Origin of the sequence: Microbacterium sp. 22303, from assembly GCF_052045265.1 — a bacterium.
GTDB lineage: Bacteria > Actinomycetota > Actinomycetes > Actinomycetales > Microbacteriaceae > Microbacterium.
Genome location: NZ_JBQEOQ010000001.1, coordinates 968,925 through 989,035, shown reverse-complemented (window position 1 = coordinate 989,035; position 20,111 = coordinate 968,925). Strand labels below are relative to the sequence as shown.

15 protein-coding genes are annotated in these 20,111 nt (G+C 67.9%); 8 read left to right on the top strand and 7 right to left on the bottom strand.

Translation table 11 applies throughout. The features are described from left to right. Nucleotides 1–21: 21 nt before the first annotated feature. Nucleotides 22–1,044, bottom strand: coding sequence for a hydroxyacid dehydrogenase (locus tag ACTJI8_RS04725; protein WP_440732235.1), 1,023 nt, complete (start codon nt 1,042–1,044; stop codon nt 22–24). A gap of 224 nt (nt 1,045–1,268) precedes the next feature. On the opposite strand from ACTJI8_RS04725, the gene ACTJI8_RS04720 reads away from it, so the two are divergent. From ACTJI8_RS04720 to ACTJI8_RS04695, 6 genes are all read left to right on the top strand, one after another. Then, nucleotides 1,269–2,315 (top strand): ABC transporter permease, encoded by a 1,047-nt coding sequence (locus ACTJI8_RS04720; protein ID WP_440732234.1) that lies wholly within the window; start codon nt 1,269–1,271, stop codon nt 2,313–2,315. Beyond that, the gene (locus ACTJI8_RS04715; protein WP_440732233.1) at nt 2,305–3,255 is read left to right on the top strand and encodes a carbohydrate ABC transporter permease; all 951 of its coding nucleotides are present in this window, start codon (nt 2,305–2,307) and stop codon (nt 3,253–3,255) included. The genes ACTJI8_RS04720 and ACTJI8_RS04715 overlap by 11 nt, the downstream gene beginning before the upstream one ends. 50 nt (nt 3,256–3,305) lie before the next feature. After that, on the top strand, nt 3,306–4,967 hold the full coding sequence (locus tag ACTJI8_RS04710) for an extracellular solute-binding protein (RefSeq protein WP_440732232.1): 1,662 nt from the start codon (nt 3,306–3,308) through the stop codon (nt 4,965–4,967). A gap of 80 nt (nt 4,968–5,047) precedes the next feature. Continuing rightward, a complete protein-coding gene (locus tag ACTJI8_RS04705; protein WP_440732231.1) occupies nt 5,048–7,039 on the top strand; it encodes a DUF2264 domain-containing protein in 1,992 nt (663 codons plus the stop codon). Then, nucleotides 7,036–8,424 carry an alpha-L-fucosidase gene (locus ACTJI8_RS04700; protein WP_440732230.1) on the top strand — a complete coding sequence of 463 codons (1,389 nt, stop codon included), beginning with the start codon at nt 7,036–7,038 and terminating at the stop codon, nt 8,422–8,424. The genes ACTJI8_RS04705 and ACTJI8_RS04700 overlap by 4 nt, the downstream gene beginning before the upstream one ends. 101 nt (nt 8,425–8,525) lie before the next feature. Then, the gene (locus ACTJI8_RS04695) at nt 8,526–10,688 is read left to right on the top strand and encodes a hypothetical protein (protein ID WP_440732229.1); all 2,163 of its coding nucleotides are present in this window, start codon (nt 8,526–8,528) and stop codon (nt 10,686–10,688) included. A gap of 72 nt (nt 10,689–10,760) precedes the next feature. Here the strand turns inward: ACTJI8_RS04695 and ACTJI8_RS04690 are convergent, their stop codons facing one another. The 6 genes from ACTJI8_RS04690 to ACTJI8_RS04665 form a co-directional block, all read right to left on the bottom strand. Then, complete coding sequence (locus tag ACTJI8_RS04690; protein WP_440732228.1) at nt 10,761–12,044, bottom strand: alpha-L-fucosidase; 1,284 nt, start codon at nt 12,042–12,044, stop codon at nt 10,761–10,763. A gap of 128 nt (nt 12,045–12,172) precedes the next feature. Next, nucleotides 12,173–12,964 (bottom strand): carbohydrate ABC transporter permease, encoded by a 792-nt coding sequence (locus ACTJI8_RS04685; protein WP_440732446.1) that lies wholly within the window; start codon nt 12,962–12,964, stop codon nt 12,173–12,175. A 107-nt stretch (nt 12,965–13,071) separates the two neighbouring features. Continuing rightward, the gene (locus ACTJI8_RS04680) at nt 13,072–14,097 is read right to left on the bottom strand and encodes a carbohydrate ABC transporter permease (RefSeq protein ID WP_440732227.1); all 1,026 of its coding nucleotides are present in this window, start codon (nt 14,095–14,097) and stop codon (nt 13,072–13,074) included. Further along, the gene (ngcE, locus tag ACTJI8_RS04675) at nt 14,094–15,512 is read right to left on the bottom strand and encodes an N-acetylglucosamine/diacetylchitobiose ABC transporter substrate-binding protein (protein ID WP_440732226.1); all 1,419 of its coding nucleotides are present in this window, start codon (nt 15,510–15,512) and stop codon (nt 14,094–14,096) included. Before ngcE ends, ACTJI8_RS04680 begins: the two co-directional genes overlap by 4 nt. Nucleotides 15,513–15,573: 61 nt before the next feature. Continuing rightward, complete coding sequence (locus tag ACTJI8_RS04670; RefSeq protein WP_440732225.1) at nt 15,574–16,326, bottom strand: sugar isomerase domain-containing protein; 753 nt, start codon at nt 16,324–16,326, stop codon at nt 15,574–15,576. Further along, nucleotides 16,323–17,255 (bottom strand): MurR/RpiR family transcriptional regulator, encoded by a 933-nt coding sequence (locus ACTJI8_RS04665; RefSeq protein ID WP_440732224.1) that lies wholly within the window; start codon nt 17,253–17,255, stop codon nt 16,323–16,325. Before ACTJI8_RS04665 ends, ACTJI8_RS04670 begins: the two co-directional genes overlap by 4 nt. A gap of 120 nt (nt 17,256–17,375) precedes the next feature. Between ACTJI8_RS04665 and ACTJI8_RS04660 the strand changes: the two genes are divergently transcribed. Beyond that, entirely contained in the window at nt 17,376–18,431 is a 1,056-nt protein-coding gene (locus ACTJI8_RS04660) for an N-acetylglucosamine kinase (protein WP_440732223.1), read from the top strand. A 12-nt stretch (nt 18,432–18,443) separates the two neighbouring features. Then, nucleotides 18,444–20,111, top strand: a complete 1,668-nt coding sequence (gene argS, locus ACTJI8_RS04655) for an arginine--tRNA ligase (RefSeq protein ID WP_440732222.1) — start codon at nt 18,444–18,446, stop codon at nt 20,109–20,111.

Genomic DNA, 20,111 nt, shown 5'->3' with positions numbered 1-20,111 from the left:
TCGCGTCGTGCTCTGCTTCGATCAGGCGGTGTACGCCAGCTCGTCGGCACGGAGTTCGTGCGCGAGGATCCCTCGACCAACGTACTGCTCGACCTCGCGCACGGCCGAGTCGCCCAGCCGGCGGATCTCGTTGCCGAGCGCGCCGGCGATGTGCGGCGTGATCACCACGTTCGGCAGGGCGTAAAGCGGCGAGTCCGCCGGCAGCGGCTCCGGATCCGTCACATCCAGATACGCGTCGAGGCGTCCGCTCACGAGCTCCGCGGACAGGGCGTCCGTGTCGATGAGGGCGCCCCGCGCGGTGTTCACGATCAGGGCGCCGTCGTGCAGCAGCCCGAGTTCGCGAGCGCCGATGATGCGGCGTGTGTCCGGCGTGCTGGGAGCGTGCAGCGTGAGCACGTCGCTGCGACGGCACAGCTCAGGAAGGGAGACGACTTCGACGCCGAGCCGCGCGGCCTCCGACGCGGTCAGATACGGATCGCAGACCAGGATCCGCGCATCCAGCCGGGACAGCAGGGCGATGACCTCACGCCCGACCCTCGAGGCGCCGAGGATCCCGATCGTGACCCCGTTGGTCCCGATCGGGGGGATCCCGTCGACGATGCGATGCCGCCGCGTGGTGCGCAGCTGATGTGCGAACCGGCTCGCACGCTTGAGCCCGAACACGATCGCGGCGAGTGTGAACTCCGCCACCGGTGTGGCATTGGCCGCCGCGGCCGTGCTCACCCTGATCCCGCGGCGGAACGCCTCGGCGTCGAGGAAGGTCTTCACGGTGCCGGCGGTGTGCACCACCGCCTCGAGTCGAGGGGCGAGGTCGAGCACGTGCGCATCGATGCGCGGGGCGCCCCAGCCCGTCAGCATGACGCGAGTCTCGCGGAGAGCTTCTCGGGCGGCGGGCGCCGCGAAATCCGTGATCGGAAGCGGCCCCGCGATCTCGACCGTGTTCCGCAGTCGCGCGAGCGCCTCCCTGGAGAACACCTCCGCGAAGGAGTCCTCCGCCATGACGATCACGGCGGCGGGGTGGGCGGTCGAGGGGTTGTGATCCACGGCGATCCTTTCTTTCTGCATCCAGATAGTAAGCGCATACTATGCGTTCGGTCCAGCCCGCGGTGAATCCTACGGGCTTAGATCCCATGAAAATCAATGTTTCGCCGAAACATGGTCGCATCGTTGACACTCGCAGATCCGTCGGGTACGTTCGCAGCACAGCAAGCGCTTTCTAGCTCTTGCCGAGGACGATGGAGTTTCCCTGTGGCAGGTCGAGGTCGAAGATGAGCAGTTACAGCGAGCCGCTCGTGCAGAGCACGACGCCTCCCGTCAGTGGCGCCGCGGATGCGCCCTCCGCGCGTCCCGCGTCGAAAGGGCGCCGTCGGGCAGCGACGACCGACGCCCCCGCGCACCGCAAGCGCAGCCTCTGGGCGCGGATCAAGCGCGACCGGATGATGCTGCTGCTGATCGCCCCGGGGTTCCTCTACTTCGTGGTGTTCCACTGGCTGCCGCTGCCGGGCAACATCGTCGCCTTCGAGGACTACCAGCCATACCTCGGCTTCATCGACAGCGCCTGGGTCGGCTTCGACAACTTCGTGAAGATCTTCGCGGATCCGACGTTCTGGCAGGCGCTGCGCAACACCCTCGTGATCACCGGCCTGCAGCTCGTGCTGTTCTTCCCGATCCCGATCGTGCTGGCCCTGCTGCTGAACAGCATCATGTCGAACCGGATCCGCAAGTTCGTGCAGAGCGTCGTCTACCTGCCGCACTTCCTCGGCTGGGTCATCATCGTCTCGATCTTCGGCCAGGTACTGGGTGCGACCGGCGTCGTGCCGCATCTCATGGAGGCGCTCGGGATGAAGCCGTTCCAGGCGATGACCACCCCGTGGTTCTTCCCGTTCCTCGTCTCGATCCAGTCCGCCTGGAAGGACGCGGGCTGGGGCACGATCATCTTCCTCGCTGCGCTCATGAACATCGACCAGGAACTGTACGAGGCCGCGGCCGTCGACGGCGCCGGTCCCTGGCAGCGCATGAAGACCATCACCATTCCCGGGATCATGCCGGTCATCATCCTGCTGCTCATCCTGAACCTGGGCAGCATCCTCTCGGTCGGCTTCGAGCAGATCGTGCTGCAGCGCGACAACGTCGGCGCGGGAGCAGGCGAGGTGCTCGACACCTGGGTCTACTACCACGGCATCCAGAACGGGCAATGGGGCCCGGCTGCGGCCGTCGGTCTCGTGAAGGGCGTCGTGGGCCTCGCGCTCGTGCTCGGCGCGAACAAGGTCGCTCATCTGTTCGGCCAGGAAGGGGTGTACTCCAGTGGCAAGTGACGTGCAGCTGACGACCAGAGCGGTCGTCATGCCCCGTACCCGACGCAAGAACCGCAGCGTTGAATCGACGCGGCCGGCCTGGATGGAGAAGCCCAGCCGTCTCGGCATCACGGGCAAGGCCGTCGTGGTGACGCTGATCTGCGTGGCGACGATCTACCCGTTCCTCACAGTGCTCTCCACGAGCCTCTCGGACAGCACCGACATCGCGAACGCCAACGGCCTGGTGCTGTTCCCGCTGCACCCGACATTCGCCGCCTACGAGACGATCTTCTCCGGCGGCATCGTGACCGCCGCCCTCGTGCGCAGCATGCTCATCACCGTGATCGGCACGCTGTGCTCGCTCGCCGCGACCGTCGGCATGGCTTACGGCTTGTCCCGGCGCGATCTGGCCTTGGGCAAATTCATCCTGCTCACGGCGCTGTTCACGATGCTGTTCACGCCGGGCATCATCCCCAGCTTCCTCATGGTCAAGCAGCTCGGCCTGCTCGGCAGCTACGCGGCGCTGGTGCTTCCCACCCTCATCTCGGCGTTCAATCTCGTCGTGGTCCGGTCGTTCTTCATGGGGCTGCCGCAGGAGCTGTTCGAGGCGGCGCGGATCGACGGCGCCGGCGACTTCCGGATCCTGGTCAAGATCGTGCTGCCGCTGTCGAAGGGTGTGCTCGCCGTGGTCGGGCTGTTCTACGCGGTCGCCTACTGGAACGCGTTCTTCAACGCGATGCTCTACCTGAACAGCGACCAGTGGCCGCTGTCGATGATCCTCCGCCAGTACGTGCTGCTCGGATCGCCGCTCGACACCGCCTCGGTCGGCGAGATCTCCGCGCCGTCCCAGGCGATCCAGATGGCCGTCGTCGTCATCAGCGTCATCCCGATCCTGCTCGTCTACCCCTTCCTGCAGAAGTACTTCACCAAGGGCGTCCTCACCGGCGCCGTCAAGGGCTGAGGCCCGCTCCACCCGATCGATCCACCTCCCTCTACAGAAAGGAGCCCAACGTGGCTCTCGAAACGAACCGGCGGACCTTCCTGTCCTTCGCCGCCCTCAGCGTCCTCGGCGTCGTCACCGCGGGCTCCCTCGCCGGCTGCGGCACCAAGGGCGCACTGAACGCCTCCGCGGCCTCGGCGTCGGTGCTGCCGAAGTACATCCCGCTGAAGGGGGCCACGCCCGACCTCGCGGGAACCGCCGAGGGCGTTCCAGCGGCCTTCTTCAACTACCCGGCCAAGCCGTTCCGCGCGGTGCCGGCGCCCTTCCTCAAGGGACAGAAGATCACGGCGATCACGAACATCTTCGGCCCGCCGCCGACGCCTGCCGCCTCCAACCCGGCCTGGCAGGAGATCAACAAGCGTCTCGGCGGCACGGTCGACATCACCGCGGTCTCGAGTGACGACTACGACACCAAGCTCAACACCGTGATCGCCGGTGGGGACATGCCGGACCTGATGCTCAATGACGGCGCGGCCATCGCCGACATCATCGGCTTCCTGGAATCCGCGTGTCAGGACCTTACCCCGTTCCTCGCGGGCGACAAGTCCAAGGACTATCCGAACCTCGCCAACATCCCGCAGGCGTTCTGGAAGCCGGCGGTGCAGAACGGCAAGCTCTACGGCATCCCGATCCCGCGCGGCATGACCGGCGGATCCGGTTTCATCAACCAGACCTTCTTCGAGGCCGCGGGCGTCACCGACACCTCGACCATCAAGAACGCGGACGACTACCTCGCCCTCGCCAAGCAGCTCACCGGTGGCAGCCGCTGGGCGCTGGGCAGCACCAAGTTCGGGCTCATCCCGTTCGAGCACATCTTCCACGTCCCGTACAACTGGACGATGAAGAGCGGCAAGCTCGTGAAGGACATCGAGACGCCGGAGTACCTGGAGATGGTCTCCTTCGTGCAGAAGCTCTACGCCGCGGGATGCTTCGCGCCCGGCAGTGAGGGCTGGACCAAGTCGCAGATGTCGAACGCGTTCATCTCCGGCCAGGTCGCGCAGATCTACGACGGACTGCCGGCATTCGGCAAGCCGGGCGGATACCAGCAGACCGTCCCCGCGGCGAACCCCGCGAACAAGGTCGCCCCGTTCATCCCGTTCAGCGCCACGGGCGGCAAGGCCACGGTGTGGCTCGACAACATCGACTTCGCCTGGACGATGGTGAAGAAGGGCAGCGCCGATCACATCAAGCAGGTGCTGCAGGTCGCGAACTTCCTCGCGGCGCCGTTCGGCAGCGAGGAGTATCTCCTCATGAACTACGGCGCGGAGGGCACCGACTACACGCGCGACGGCAAGGGCAACCCGATCCCCACGTCCGCCGCGCCCCTGAACACGGCCGTGCCGTGGAAGTACCTGGCGGCCGGCCCCAACACGCTGTACTCGCCGCAGTTCCCCGACGCCATCAAGGTGCTTCACGACGCGTACTCGAAGCTCGTCCCGATCGGCGTCCCGGATCCGACCGTCGGCCTGTTCAGTCCCACCAACGCGAAGCAGGGGCTCACGATCGCCAAGCCCGTCTCGGACGCGGTGACCAACTTCATCGCCGGGCGTGGTTCCCTGAACGACGTGAAGAGCGCGATCTCGACATGGAAGAGCGCGGGCGGAGACACGATCCGCGCTGAGTTCCAGAAGGCGCTGAGCGGCGCGACGGCCAGTCCGTCCCCGAGCGCCTGAGAGGCAGCGGATCCGTGAACGTGGGAGAGGGCAGCGGGGGAGAGGGAACCGTGAGGGAAGACATCTCGACGAGAATCGCGATGGAACCTGTCCTCTCCCCGTTCACGGGCTGGGGCAGGGCGCAGTGGGAGGCGGTGGCGGACGACTGGCTTAGCCAGGTGCGCCGCCATGCCAGCCCGGAGGGCGCCCTGCCGCGCCTGCCAGGAAGGATCACCGGCGACGGAGTGCGGCGGGAGGGGATGGAGACCGTGGGCCGGTCGTTCCTGCTCGCGGCGCCGCGGATCGCGGGCGCCTCCGACGCCGCGGATCCGGCCGTCCAGGCGCACCTGGACTACTACTCCCGGGCCTTGCTGGCCGGCACCCGGGCGGGTGGTGAGGAGGAGTGGCCCCGCGGAGTCAGCTGCCGGCTGCCGCTGACGGGGATCACGAACTCGATCGTGGAGGCCGCGAACATCGCGTTCTCCCTGCACATCAGCCGCGATCGGCTGTGGTCGGGCCTCACCCGGCCGGAGCAGCTCCAGATCGGGAACTGGCTGCGTCATCACGCCCGCTGCGAGGTGTGGCAGAACAACTGGCAGCTGTTCCCCGCCATGGCGGAAGGCTTCCTGCGTGCGGTCGGCGAAGACGTGCGCGGTCTGCACGCGACGCGCAACGTGGCGCGGGTGGAGAGCTGGTACCTCGGCGACGGGTGGTACACGGACGGGCCGGAGCATGCGGTCGACTACTACAACGCCTGGGCCATCCATCCCTACCTGTGGGCCTGGTACCGCATGACGGACACCGTGCACACCGCAGAGGGGCAGCGGTATCTCGAGCGACTGCACGACTTCACCGCGTCGCAGGCCCACATGGTCGCCGCCGACGGCTCGCTCCTGCATCAGGGCCGCTCGCTGACCTACCGCACGGCGGCGCTGGCCGCTCTCTGGTGCGCCGAGGCGTCGGGCGTGAGCGCGCTCAGCCCCGGCCAGACCCGCCGCATCGCATCGGGAGTGCTCTCGCGCTTCACCGCGCAGGGAGTCGGTGCCGACGGCCCGCTCACGCTCGGGTGGTACGGCGAGTTCGAGCCGATGTGCCAGGACTACAGCGGCTTCGGATCCCCGTATCTGGCAGGCATCGGATTCCTCGGGCTGGCCCAGCCCGAGACGGCTCCCGTCTGGACTGCGATCGAGGAGGCCCAGCCCTCCGATCACGGCTCCTTCACCGCCCCGATCGAGCCCGTGGGGTGGGTGCTCAGCGGAGCCTCGGACGGCATCGTGCGGATGGCGAACCACGGCTCGGATCACGCCACGCTGCCCGTCGGCGAGGACGAGGACCGCGACGACCCGCACTACGCGAAGTTCGCGTACTCGACGCACACCGCACCGGGCACGGGGCCGGCTTGGGTCGACGCGATCGACTCGCACTTCGCGCTGCTCGACGACGAGGGCGCCGGCAGCAGGCGCAGTTCCCTGCGGGCCACGCGAGTCGAGGGGGATCTCGCCGGATCCGTGCACGTACCGCAATTGCATCGCCGTGCGCTGCCCGGGACCGCAGTGACCACGGTGACCGCGGGCGACGGCACCGCCGAGGTGCGTGCGCATCTCGTTCAGACGGATCGGCCGTGGCCGATGCGCGAGGGCGGCTGGGCGGTCGCCGACGACGCCGAGCTGGCCACCGGCGTCTTCGAGGACGGCGCCTGGGCGCAGGGCCGCGACGGCCTGCTCTCCGCGGTGATCGGGTTGCACGGGTGGGACGCTCCTCGGCCCGCCGTCGCCGACGATGCAAGCCGTCGCCCCGAGCGGGCGCGCGTGTTCGCCTACCGCGATGCCAACGCGATGGGCTCGCACTCCGCGACTCCCGCCCTGCAGGGCCGCACCAGCACGAGGAACACGGTCGTGGTCACCCTGCACGTGCTCGAACGCGGCGGCGCGGTCGACCCGCAGGAGTGGCGCGATCGGGTGCGGGTGGATGTCGATGGCACCCTCGTGCGCCTGACGTGGGCCTCGGGCGCGACCTCCGAGTTCGACCTGGCGACGTTCGTCCCATGGGACGAGCACCCGGGCCTCACCGGTCCTCGGGGGGAGGCCCGATGATCGAGCTGCGCTACGGCGCGGGACCGGAGGGGCGCCGACAGGACCCGACGATGCGGGCGTTCCGTGCCGATCGGTTCGGGCAGTTCGTGCACTGGGGGTTGTATGCGATCCCCGCGGGGACGTGGCAGGGGCGCACGATCGAGTTCGCCGCGGAGTTCCTCATGCACTCGGCGCACGTGAGCCGGGAGGAGTGGGGTGCGCTCGCCGCCGACTTCACGCTGGAGGGATTCGACCCGGCGGAGTGGGCCCGCACGGCGAAGCGCATGGGCGCGCGCTATGTCACGATCACCACGAAGCACCACGACGGCTTCTGCCTGTGGCCGAGCGCGTACACCGACTTCAGCGTCGCCGCCACGCCCTCGGGGCGCGACGTGCTCGGCGAGATCCTCGACGCGTATCGCGCCGAAGGTCTCGCCACGCACCTCTACTACTCGGTGCTGGACTGGCATCACCCGGACTGGCGATACGCCATCGAGTCCGATGACGATCGCGTGGCGTTCGACCGCTATCTCGACTTCGCGACGAACCAGCTGCTCGAGCTGGCGGAGAGATACCCGCAGGTGCGCGGATTCTGGTTCGACGGCACCTGGGACGAGTCCGTGAAGGCGAACGGGCGCTGGACCCACGAGATCGAGCAGCGGCTCAAGCAACGGATCCCCGGCGCGATCGTGAACAGCCGTCTCCGCGCCGATGACAGGGGCGCACGGCATTTCGACTCCAACGGCTCCCTGATGGGCGACTACGAGAGCGGTTACGAGCGCCGGCTCCCCGCGCCGTGGGACCGGTCGGTCGCCGTGCACGACTGGGAGGCCTGCGCCACCCTCACCCAGGCGAGCTGGGGCTTCCATGACTCCGCCTGGGCGGAGCGAGGGCGCAAGACGCCGGCGCAGGTCGTGGAGCAGCTCGCGCAGACCGTGAGCCTGGGAGGCAACCTCCTGCTGAACTTCGGGCCGCGCGGCGACGGCTCGCTCGCCCCCGTCGAGGTCGCCCTGGCCGACGAGGTCGGCGCCTGGATGGCCATGAACGGGGCAGCCGTGCACGGCAGCGGGCCGGCTGAAGGGTGGGATTACCCCGGATGGGGCTTTTACACGATGCCCCTGCAGGCGGAGGAGTCAGCCGAACGATCCGCCCTTGTGCACGCGATCGTCACCCGGATCCCGGTCTCCGGCATCCTCACGATCGCGCTGCCGCCCGGCGTCGCGTTGCGCGGGGTGCGCGCACTCGATGACGACACCGCCGTGTCGTTCACCGAACTGGACGCCCACACCGCCCAGCTCGCGGCCCCCGCCGCCACGGGCATGCCGACCGTGCTCGCCCTCGAGATCGCGCCTGCGGACCCGGAGAGCGGCCTGCGCGAGCCCAACCCCGACGTCGCGCTCGTGTGAACGCATGAGCGGGCGCCTTCCCGTTCCGCGCTTGCGACGTGGGAACGGGAAGGACACACCCAAACCCTCCGCTTCGAAGAGGAACAGGAAAGGGCACCACCATGAAACAACACCGCACCGCGCAAAGCAAAGCGCGCTGGCGACGGCTGACCCCGGCGCTCGCCGCAGGGGCCGTCCTCGCTCTCGCGCTGCCCGCCACCGCGCAGGCCGGCACCACCCCGGCTCCGCCGCAGTACGTCGCGGCCGGCACCACCACCATGAAGGGCGGTCTGACCAGCGACATCGCCGGCTCGGCGTATCTCGGCAAGGACGGCCAATTCCACTGGAGCAATGCGCTCACGTCCTACAACACGAACCCTGGCAACGCCTGGGCGCGCACGTTCACGAACACCGACATGGGCGCGGTGTCCGCAGGGATGGGCACCACGACGCAGAAGGTTCAGGCGCCCGCGTACTATGCCGACGCGGGCACCATCTGCTACCAGCTCGACAAGGATCCGACCTTCCCGATCCCGTCGCCTCAGCAGGACGACCACTGCGACGTCATCGGCGTCTGGGTGGATCCGCAGGGCACGTGGCACGCGCTGCTCAACGACGAGTTCCAGTTCGATCCCTGGCAGACCAAGGGTGCAGACGCGACGGTCGATCAGAAGATCTCGACCGGGCACCACAACAACCGGATCCTGCTCGCGACCTCGAAGGACGAAGGCGCCTCCTGGCAGTACCAGGGGCCGGCGCTCACCTCGGCGTGGGATGACGATCAGGTGATCGACAGCGCCGCCTCACCCGGTCAGTCGTATCCGTTCGGCAACTCCGGCTGCCGGCTGTTCATCGATTACTCGACGGGCTATTTCTACATCACGTACAACGTGAAGATCTACAAGAAGCCGGCTTCCTCGACCCTCGCCAGCTGGACCGAGATGGCCCGCGCGCCGATCAGCGGCGGCATGGCCAGCGGCACCTGGCAGAAGTGGTACAACGGCTCGTGGTCGCAGCCGGGCATCGGCGGCATCGACGGCAACGTCAACTCCGTCGGCGGGCTGAACGTCGTGTACGACCCGGCGACCGACCTCATCGCCTGGCAGGGATCCGGCGACAACGCCACCGCGTCGTACCAGGCCGCGAAGGTCGCCGCCGATCACCTCATCGTGTTCTCCGACGCGTCCGGAAACACCTACACGGCGAACACGCTGACGCACACGATCGTGAACAACGCGACAGCGGAGTCTGCGCCGGACCGGACCGTGTCGTACCACGACGACGTGACCGGCCAGGACCTGACGCTCAAGGCGGTCGACGACAAGTACGAGAACGGCGTCAAGGTCGTCACGGGCGGCATCTACGTGACGCAGACGGATCCGGCCACCGGTGCCTCCCAGACCGTGGATCTCATCACGAACAGTGCGTATTACAAGGATCCGAACACCGGTCATCTGTACCTGCCGTCGGCGAACAACGAGTCGGCTATCTCGTACAACGCGTTCTCCGGGCTGTACCGCATCGTCGGCTACGACGGGAACGTCTATGAGACGGCTGATCTCGGCGACCCGAACTCCTGGAAGGTCGTGGGCCTCATGCCCGCCGGATCCAATGGCGGTTACCTCACCTCTCTGGACAACGGCAGCCTGACGAACCAGAACGTCACCGGACGTTCGTTCCTGACGATCTCGGATCTGACCGCCAAGGTGTTCGACATCGCGCAGACCGCCGGCGACGGATCCGCGGCGGTGAGCACCGAGTACACCCCGCGGGACACGGCCGGCAAAGCGGTGTCCGGAGATTCCGCCTACGTGCTGCGGGTCGGCGGCAAGGCCGTGACGGCGAACCGCGGACCCGGCCTGGACGGCGGGGACGGAGCGGCCACGGGCGTGTCCACCTGGAAGCTCCAGCCGGTGAAGGACGTGCGCGACGGCAGCCAGAACAGCGGCTTCTACCGCATCGTCGACGCCGCGACCGGCAAGGACCTCCGGGTTTCCGGATCCGCGCCGGCCGAGCAGCGCGCCGTCGACGCGGTCGTCACGGTCGGGGCGCCGCAGGCCGACGCCCAGCCTCTGACCTCGGCCGGCCTCGGGACGCCGGGTGGCAGCGATCAGTGGTACCTGCAGCGCGTCGCGACCGACGGCACATCGCTGGACGGATCCACCACCTACCGCCTGGTCAACCGCAACAGCGGCTTGACCCTGCAGTACGTGAACGAGAGGATGCGCCTCGAGCAGCAGGCTCCGGGCAACGCCTCGCAGTACGTGACGCTGACCGTGCGGTAGGGGGATATGGCGAGTGACGGCGCAGCGGCCGGCGTGACGCCGGGCCAAGAGCCCGCCTTCCCGTGAGGGCGGTCACATGAGGATCATGTCGCCGTCGGCCGCCCGGTACTCCTCGACGGAAGGGGGGACAGGGATGCTCTCGCTCCCGGTCCGGAAGCCGCGCACGGACAGGAGCACGGGATCGGGGCCGATCGCCTCGATCTCGACCGCGCCCAGGGTGCGCCCGGGGAAGGCGTGCAATCGGCCGGCGCCGATGGTCTGACCCGAGCAGACCTCCACTCCGGACGCCAGGATGCGATGCGCGGCGACGCGCTGACCGTTCTCGAGCTCCTCGACGAGCTCGAGGTGATCGATGTGGACGTCGGAGCCGAAGTCGGCCCTCCAGCGACCGGGGGAGAGAGGCGTGAGCGCGGCGGGCAGCGGCGTTCCGAAGCGGCGTTCCCGCTCTTGCGAATACTCCCGCAGCCGAACCAGGTCCGTATCGTCGATGAGTCCGTCACGATTCGGGGGGACGTTCAGCAGCAGGTTGGCGCCCAGCCCGACCGAGCGGTAGTAGATCGCCAGGAGGTGCTCCACGCTCTTCGGGGCGTCGTCGGGATGCCAGAACCAGCCGTGGCGCAGCGAGACGTCGCATTCCGGGGGCAGATAGCGCTCGCCGAAGTCGAGCACTTCGTCGGTGTGCACATCGTTGCGCGTGACGTCGACCACGTACTCGACGGGATCAGCGGCGAGGCCGTCCTCATTGCCGACCCAGCGGATGTCGGGATCGCCCATGTTGAAGATCACGGCCTCGGGCTGGTGGGTGCGCACGACCTCGACGATCCGCTCCCAGTCGTAGCTCCGGCCGGCCGACCCCGCGCCGTCGAACCAGACCTCGACGAGGTCGCCGTACCGGGTGCACAGTTCGGTGAGCTGAGCGCAATAGAAGTCGTCGTACGCCGCAGGATCCGAGTAACGCGGCTCGTGACGGTCCCACGGCGAGAGGTAAAGTCCGAGGCCCATCCCGGCTTCGGCGCAGGCATCGGCGAGTTCCCGGACCACGTCGCCCTTGCCGTTCCGCCACGGGCTGGAAGCCACGGAGTAGTCGGTGGTCGATGTGGGCCACAGGCAGAAGCCGTCGTGATGCTTGGCCGTCAGCACGACGTACGTCGCACCCGCCAGCTGCGCTGCGGCCACCCACTGCCGTGCATCGAGGAGCCGCGGGTCGAAACTCGCGGCCGGCAGTGTTCCGTCACCCCATTCGACGCCGGCGAACGTGTTCAGGCCGAAATGCAGGAAGACCCCGATACCGCCGCGCTGCCAGCGCAACTGTGCGGGGGTCGGGTGGTGCGCAGCAGTATCTGCGGAGATCGACATCGTGCTCCAGAACGTGTGCCTGCGGGCAGCGGGCGCGCATGCGAGCGCCCTCTCACAGCCGCGGGCGGATGGTGGTGGGACAGGTGGCGGGACGGATGGGTTCCTGTCGTTCCCATCCGTCCCATGGACTACTTCGAGGTGCCCTGCGAGACGGATCCCTGCAGTTGACGCTGGAAGAAGATGTAGATGAGCAGCACCGGGATGATCGTGATCATCACCGCCGCGAACATCGCACCGAAGTCGAGCGAGTAGCCCGCCGACGAGGCGAAAGCGGCCATGCCTTGGCTCAGCACGTAGTTGTCCTGGTTCGGGTTCAGGGCAATCGGCAGCAGGAACTGGTTCCACAGGCCGAGGAAGTTCATGATCGCGATCGCGGCGAGGCCCGGCTTGGCCATCGGCAGCATCACCTGGAAGAACGTGCGCCATTCACTGGCGCCGTCCATGTAGGCCGCCTCCTGGATCTCGTACGGCAGCGACTTGAAGAACGAGTACAGGAAGAAGACCGTGAACGGCAAGGCGTATGCCACGTAGGTGAGGATGAGGCCCGGCAGCGTTCCCAGGAGACCGATCTTCTGCAGGATGCCGAACAGCGGCACGATCGCGAGGAACACGGGGAAGGTGAGCCCCGCCAGCATCAGGTAGTAGATCACCCTGCTGCCGGGAACGGAGAACCGTGCCAGCACGTAGGCGCACATCGCGCCCAGCAGCATCACCAGGAACAGCGAGAACCCGACCACGATGATCGTGTTCAGGAACATGCGACCGAAGTTGTTGCCGACCCATGCCGTGACGTAGTTATCGAAGTTCCAGTTCGCCGGGAGCCCGAAGGGCGACTTGAAGATCTCCTTCGTGGTCTTGAACGAGCCGATGATCGTCCACACCAGGGGGAGGATCACGATGATCGCCCAGATGACCAGCATGACGTGCGAGACCCCGCCGACCACCTTGTCGCTCGCGGTGGACTTCGTCTTGTGCTCGACCTGCCGGGCGCCCGGATCGATCGTGATCGCTGCGCGGGTCTCGACGCTCATGAGCGTCCTCCTTCATCCTTGCCGCCCGTGAGGCGGAACACACCCATCACGAGACCGGCGAACACCAGGGTGAGAACGGCGAGCACCACGCCCATGGCGCTGGCCAGACCGAACTGCCCCTTCTCGAAGGCGGTGCGGAACAGGTACTGGCTCATCACCAGGGTGCTGTTGCCCGGGCCGCCGGTCGAGTTCAGGCCTGCCATGTAGACGAAGGCGTCGAGCGCCGCGATCCCCAGATAGATGTATGCGGTCTGCACGTTGTCGCGGATCTGCGGAAGCATGATCGAGGTCACCGTGCGGAATCGACCGGCGCCGTCGATGCGGGCCGCTTCCAGCGTCTCCGCCGGGATCCCCTTGATGGCGGCGATGAACAGCACCATGTAGAAGCCGACCATGCCCCAGACCATCACGAAGATCGACGCGGGCATCGCCGTGCGCTGGTCGCCGAGCCAGGCGAACTGGTTGTTGTCGATGCCGAAGAGGCCCAGGATGCCGTTGAGCAGGCCGCTCGGCGCGTAGATCATGTTCCACAGGATCGCGATGACGATCGCCGGGATCACGTAGGGGAAGAACGACACCACCCGGTAGAAGCTCGAGGCCTTGAGACCGCGTACCTGACCATGGCTGGGTCCGCCGACGGTGATCAGGCTCGCGAACACCAGGGCGATGATGATCGTGATCAGCGGAACGACGATCGCCAGCAGGATGTTGTTCCCCATCGCCTGCATGAAGGCGCCGTCCTGGAACAGCCTCACGAAGTTGTCCAGGCCGACGAAGCCCATCTGCGGGGAGAACCCGGTCCAGTTCGTCAGCGAGAAGTAGACCGCCTGGATGAACGGCCAGATCACGAAGATCAGGAAGATCGCGACCGGAAGCACCAGGAAGACCGCAAGGAACGACGCATAGTCCAGAGTCATCTTGCGCGGGAGCCCCGCTCGGGGCGGCTTGCGCCGCCCCGAGCGTGCTGTAACCACAGCGGCGGTCTGCAGTGCAGACCCGCCGCTGACTGTTGAATTGCTCATTTGATCTCGATCTTCTTCACCGAGCTGTCGTTGCGGACCTTGTCGACGAGCGCCTGCAGCTGCTTGGTGATCTCATCGACCGTCATCTTGCCGTCGAGGAACGAGTTCCAGATCGGCAACTGGTCCGAGTTCATGCCGTACAGGTTCGTCGACTTGATGGTGAACACGTTGTCGCCGGCCGCGTCCAGCATCTTGATCTGCGATGCGAGCGCGGTCGAGCCGAAGGCGTCGTCCGGCACCGTGCCCTTCACGATGGTCGGCGCGAACTTCTGCTGCGCCGTCCAGGTCGCCGCATCCTTCGACAGCATGGTGCGCAGCAGCTCCTTGCCACCGGCCGCGTTCTTCGCCTTGGTCGGGACGATGAACGGCTCGCCGGCCTCGGCGCGCATGGTGCCCTTCGGCGTGGTCTGCTTGTCGTCCAGCGGGAGCTCCGGGATGCCCATCATCTTGAAGCCGTCCGCGGTCTGCTTCTTCATCTCGTTCTCGATCCACGAGCCCGAGGGGTAGAGCAGAGCGGCCTCATCCAGGCTCCACTGCGACTGCGCCTGGGTGAACTGGGTGCCCGACCCGCCCGGCTTCATGTAGCCGGCCTGGATCAGGTCGTACAGGATCGTCAGGATCGCCTGCAGGGTCGGGTGCGACCAGCAGTTCTCCTTCAGGTTCTCCAGGGGCAGGCGCACGTCGTCGCCCGACTGGATCACCGCGGAGTCGATGACGAGCGTCTGGTAGTACGTCGCCGCCTCCTTGCCCCAGACGAACAGGTACTTGCCCTTGGCCTTGGCCGCCGCGCCGAGGTCCTTCAGGTCCTGCCAGCTGGTCGGGACCTTGTAACCGTCCTTCTCGAACAGGCTCGACGAGTACCACAGGCCGAACACCGTCATGAAGTAGTTGATCGCGACGAACTTGCCGTCGAACGTGCCGGGATCCTTGACGCCGCCGTAGAGCGTGTCGCTGATCTTGGTGCCCTCGAGGTTGTTCGACTCGAGCACATCGGACAGATCCTCGAGCTGGTCGAGGATCGTGTTCCAGCCGATCGAGTTCGCACCCGAGTTGTCGATCAGGTCCGGCGGGTTGCCGCCGACGAACCGCGGCTGCAGCTCCTGCGCGATCTTGGTGGACGGGGAGATCTTGGCGGTCGCGCCGCCGAGCTTCTTGTTCCCGCCCATGATCTTCGCCGCGTTCTCGACGTAGTCCACGCCGTAGCCGCCGTCGAAGATCACCGCGTCGACCTTGGAGTTCGCTGCGACGCCGAACGGGTTGTCGGCGGACTTCGTGCCGCCACCGGCGTTGCCGCCGCCGGAGCCGCTCGGACCAGCGCAGGACGCCAGGCTGACGCCGAGCGGCACCATGACCGCTGCGAGAGCAGCCCCGCGCAGCAGCGAGCGACGGCTGATGGAAGCATCTCTGGTTTCCATGTGATTCTTGCCTTCCTAGTGGGTGGTGAGGGTGAGGGAGAGGATGAGTCTGTGGGCGCCCTCAGGCGCCGCGGCGGAGCCGCTCGAGGTAGCGCGCTTCGAGCGCGGAATTGTGCTCGTCACCGCCGGGGATGTTCGCGGAGATGTACATCGGCGCAACCTCGCCGGCGTCGGTGAGCGCGCGGGCGACGCCCAGGGTGAGCAGCTGAGCGATGAACGCGGCGGTGATCGACGAGATCGCGCCGGCCGAGATGGTCTCGGTGACGTTCAGGGTCGAATCGCCGTAGGGGGCGAGGTTGTCGATCACGACATCGGCGATCTCGCTGAGACGCTTGCCGCTCGGGTGCTTGGGCTCGACCCGGGCGGTGTGCTCGAGGCTGGTCACGGCGATGACCTTGTGACCGTGCTCCTTGGCCCACAGTGCGACGCCGACGATGGATCCGTTCACGCCGGAGTTCGAGGCGATCACGAAGACGTCGTTCTCAGCCACGGGGGAGACCGCCATGAGCTCGTCGACCACCCAGGGCTCGCGCTCGAGGGAGCCGGTCAGCACGTCGGCGGTGCGTTCGCCGTGCAGCACGATGTCGCGCAGCGCGATGCGGTTGGTCGGGATGAGTCCGCCCGCGCGCCCCGCGATCTCCATCGCGAACGCCTCGGAGTGCCCGGTGCCGAACGCCTGGATGACTCCGCCGTCGCGCAATGCGGTGACGAGCAGGTCGATGGCCGGATCCAGCGCGCCGCGCTCCGCATCGGCGGCGAGGCGCTCGAGGCGCGTCTCGGCTTCGCGGAGCAGATCCAGGGGAGAGGCGCTCATCGGGTGGACTCCTTCGTGCGGGGGGTTCGGCGGGCTTCGTGCGGAGCGGAGGAACGTCGGTGCGCGGAGACGGCCATCGCGCTGGCCGCGAGACGTGTCGCGGCCTCGCCGAGTGTGCGCTGCGCGACGAGGACGTAGAGCAGATCGACCACGAGAAGCTGCGCGTGCTTGATGGAGAGGTCATCGGGGCGCTGGGCCGGGTTCTCCGAGGCGGTGATCAGGGCCACGTCGGCGCTGGCGGCGAGCCAGGAGTCGGCATCGGTCGTGATCGCGACAGTGAGGGCTCCGGCGGCGCGCGCATGCGAGAGCATCTCGATGGTCTCTTCGGTTCTGCCGGTGTTGGAGATCCCGACCGCGACCGAGGAACCGTCCTGCAGCACCGCGCTGGTGAGGCCGTCGTGCACATCGGACCAGGAATGCGCGTTCACGCCGATCCGATAGAGCCGGCCGCGGAACTCGTCGGCGATGACGCCGCTGCCGCCGACGCCGTAGATGTCGACGTGCCGCGCCTCGGCGATGGCGCGTGCGACGAGCTGGACATCGTCGAGATCCAGCAGGCGGGTCGTGACCTCCATGCTGCGCGTGTGCAGTCCGAGCAGCGTGAGCAGCACCCGGTCGGCCGGGTCGTCCTGCCCGATGTCGTCCGCGATGTCGGTGCGCCACGTGGTGCCGGCATCGCCTCGTCCCGACTCGGCCGCGACGCCGACGCGGAACTGCGTGTACCCCTCGAAGCCGATCGCGCGGCAGAAGCGGGTGACGGTGGCGGCCGAGGTGCCGGCCTGGTCGGCGAGTTCGGTGATGGTCAGCTCGACCGGGGCTGTGGGGTGGGCGGCGATCACGGCCGCGATCTTCGCCATGGCCTTGGGCATCGCAGGACGCCGCAGCGAGATGCGCTGCGTGATCGACAACTCGTTGCCGACATCCTGCATGAGTGGCACCATAGCCTCCGGTGAAAACGCGTCGTGCTACGACGGGGTTCGGGTGAAAAACATTCTCATCAGGTCCCGGGTGAAAAATCAAGTAGGGCAGATAACAAATTGGGGTGCAAGATGCTCGTGATCGGTGTGGATGCAGGAGGCACCTCCACGAGAGCGGTGCTCGCGACCGGCGAAGGACGCGTCGTCGGCTTCGGTCGCGGCGGCAGCGGGAATCCCACTTCATCGGGTATTCCTGCGGCCCTTGCCGAGGTCCGCGGCGCGATCGCCGGCGCCCTGGCCGCAGGTGGTGCCAGCCTGTCCGAGGTGTCCGAGATCGTCGTCGCCATGGCCGGTCATGATGCGCGCGGCGGTGCATCCGACTGGATCCTCGAGCCGTTGAAGGAAAACGGGTTCGCGGGCGCGCTGTGGTTCGAATCGGATCTGCTGGCCATGTACGCGAGTGGCGCCGTCGCGCCGGTCGGGTACGGCGTGGTGTGCGGAACGGGTGCGAGCGCCGTGCGCGTGGAGGGCGGGCGCATCGTTGCGACGGCGGACGGGCTGGGCTGGCTGCTGGGCGACCGGGGCAGCGGCTTCTGGATCGGGCGTGCGGGGGCCGCCGCCGCCGTGGCGGAGCTGGACGGACTCGGCCCCGCGACCGTCCTCACCCCGCGGGTGCTGCAGGCGGCGGGCATCGCCGGAGAGGGCGCTCTGAGCCGGGGGAGCGATGGGCGACCGGTCGGCCTGGAGCAGCTGATCCGCGTGCTGTATGCGCAGCGGCCCGTGCAGCTTGCGGCCTTCGCTCCGCTCGTGTTCGATGCGGCCGAGGAGCAGGATCCGGTTGCGGAGCGGATCCTGCAGGAGGCGGGCGAGCAGCTGGCGCAGACGATCGAGCTCGTGCAGGCAGCACCGGGGCCGGTCGTGGTCGGCGGCAGCATCGTGTCGAGGCCGGGCGCGCCGCAGCGGGTGCTGCGCGCGCATGTGACCGCAGCCTTCGGCGACCAGCCGTTCGTGCTGGTCGACAGCGGCGCCGCGGGTGCGACGATGCTCGCCCTCCGCCACGCGGGACTCCGGGTGGATGAGAGGACGCTGGCGCGCGTGCGCGCGGGGATCGGCGAGGCGATGCGGGCTCGGGTTCCGCTGGCGGATCCCGCCCCGCACACGACGATTCCGCAAGGGGACACGCCCTAGAATCGATACCCTATGAATCCCGAAGCTCTCGCCACAGCGATCCTGTCCGTCCTCGCGCCGATCGCGGACGAGCGACGAGGTGGCGAGCCCCTTCCGCTCACCGCGGGCGACATCGTGCTGGAGCGTCCGCGCAACCGTGAGCACGGCGACTGGGCCACCAACATCGCGATGCGCCTCGCGAAGCAGCTCGGCACGAATCCGCGCGAGCTCGCGCAGCAGATCGCCGACGGACTCGGCGCCGTGGACGGCATCGCCGAGGCCTCAGTCGCAGGGCCGGGGTTCCTCAACGTGCGCCTCGAAGCGGGCGCGGCCGGCGCCCTCGCCAAGGTGATCGTGGATGCGGGCGAGGCATACGGCCGTAACGACTCGCAGGCGGGCCGGTCGATCAACGTCGAGTTCGTGTCCGCGAACCCGACCGGGCCGCTGCACATCGGGCACACCCGCTGGGCCGCTCTCGGCGACGCGATCGCGCGTCTGCTCGACGCCAGCGGGGCCACCGTGGCGCGCGAGTTCTACATCAACGACGCGGGTGCGCAGATGGAACGGTTCGCCGGATCCATCGTGGCCGCAGCGCAGGGCGAGCCGACCCCCGAGGGCGGTTACGCGGGCAGTTACATCACCGACATCGCGCAGCGCGTTCTCACCGATCGCCCCGATTTCCTCGCCCTCGACCCCGAGGTGCAGCTCGACGTCGCCCGCGAGCTCGGCTACCGGTACCAGCTCGCCGAGCAGCAGGAATCACTGGCCAAGTTCAATGTCGTCTTCGATGTCTGGTTCTCCGAGCGGATCCTGCATGCGAAGGGCGAGGACGGCGGCCCGAGCCTTGTCGACGAGGCCGTGGACCGCTTGCGCGCGCAGGGGCACGTGTTCGATCAGGACGATGCGGTGTGGGTGCGCACCACCGACTTCGGCGACGACAAGGACCGCGTGATCCGCCGCTCCAACGGCGAGTACACGTATTTCGCCGCCGACGCCGCGTACTACCTGAACAAGGGCGACCGCGGCTTCGAGCACAAGATCTACCTGCTCGGCGCCGACCACCACGGCTATGTGCACCGCCTCAAGGCGCTCGCCGGCGCTGCCGGCGACGACCCGGAGAAGGATGTCGAGGTGCTCATCGGGCAGCTGGTCTCGGTGGGCGGCGCCCGGCTCAGCAAGCGGGCCGGCAACATCATCGAGATGGACGACCTGCGCGAATGGCTCGGCACGGACGCGCTGCGGTATTCGCTCGAGCGCTCGCCGGCCGACTCCCCGCTCTCGCTGGACCCGGAGCTGCTGCAGAAGCGCACGAATGACAACCCGGTGTTCTACGTCCAGTACGCGCACGCGCGCACGCACAACGTCGCCCGCAACGCGGCTGACTCCGGCGTGGACCGGTCGGCGTTCGCGCCCGAGCTGCTGACGCACGAGACCGAGTCGGCGCTGCTGGGCGCGCTGCAGGAGTTCCCGCGGATCGTGGCCTTCGCCGCCGAGGTGCGCGAGCCGCACCGCGTCGCCCGCTACCTGGAGGAGCTCGCGGGGCTGTACCACCGCTGGTACGACAACTGCCGCGTGATCCCGCAGGGCGACGACCCGATCGAAGACGTGCACCGCACCCGCCTGTGGCTGAACGACGCCACGGGCCAGGTGCTGCGCAACGGCCTCGACCTGCTCGGGGTGTCCGCGCCGGAGCGGATGTGA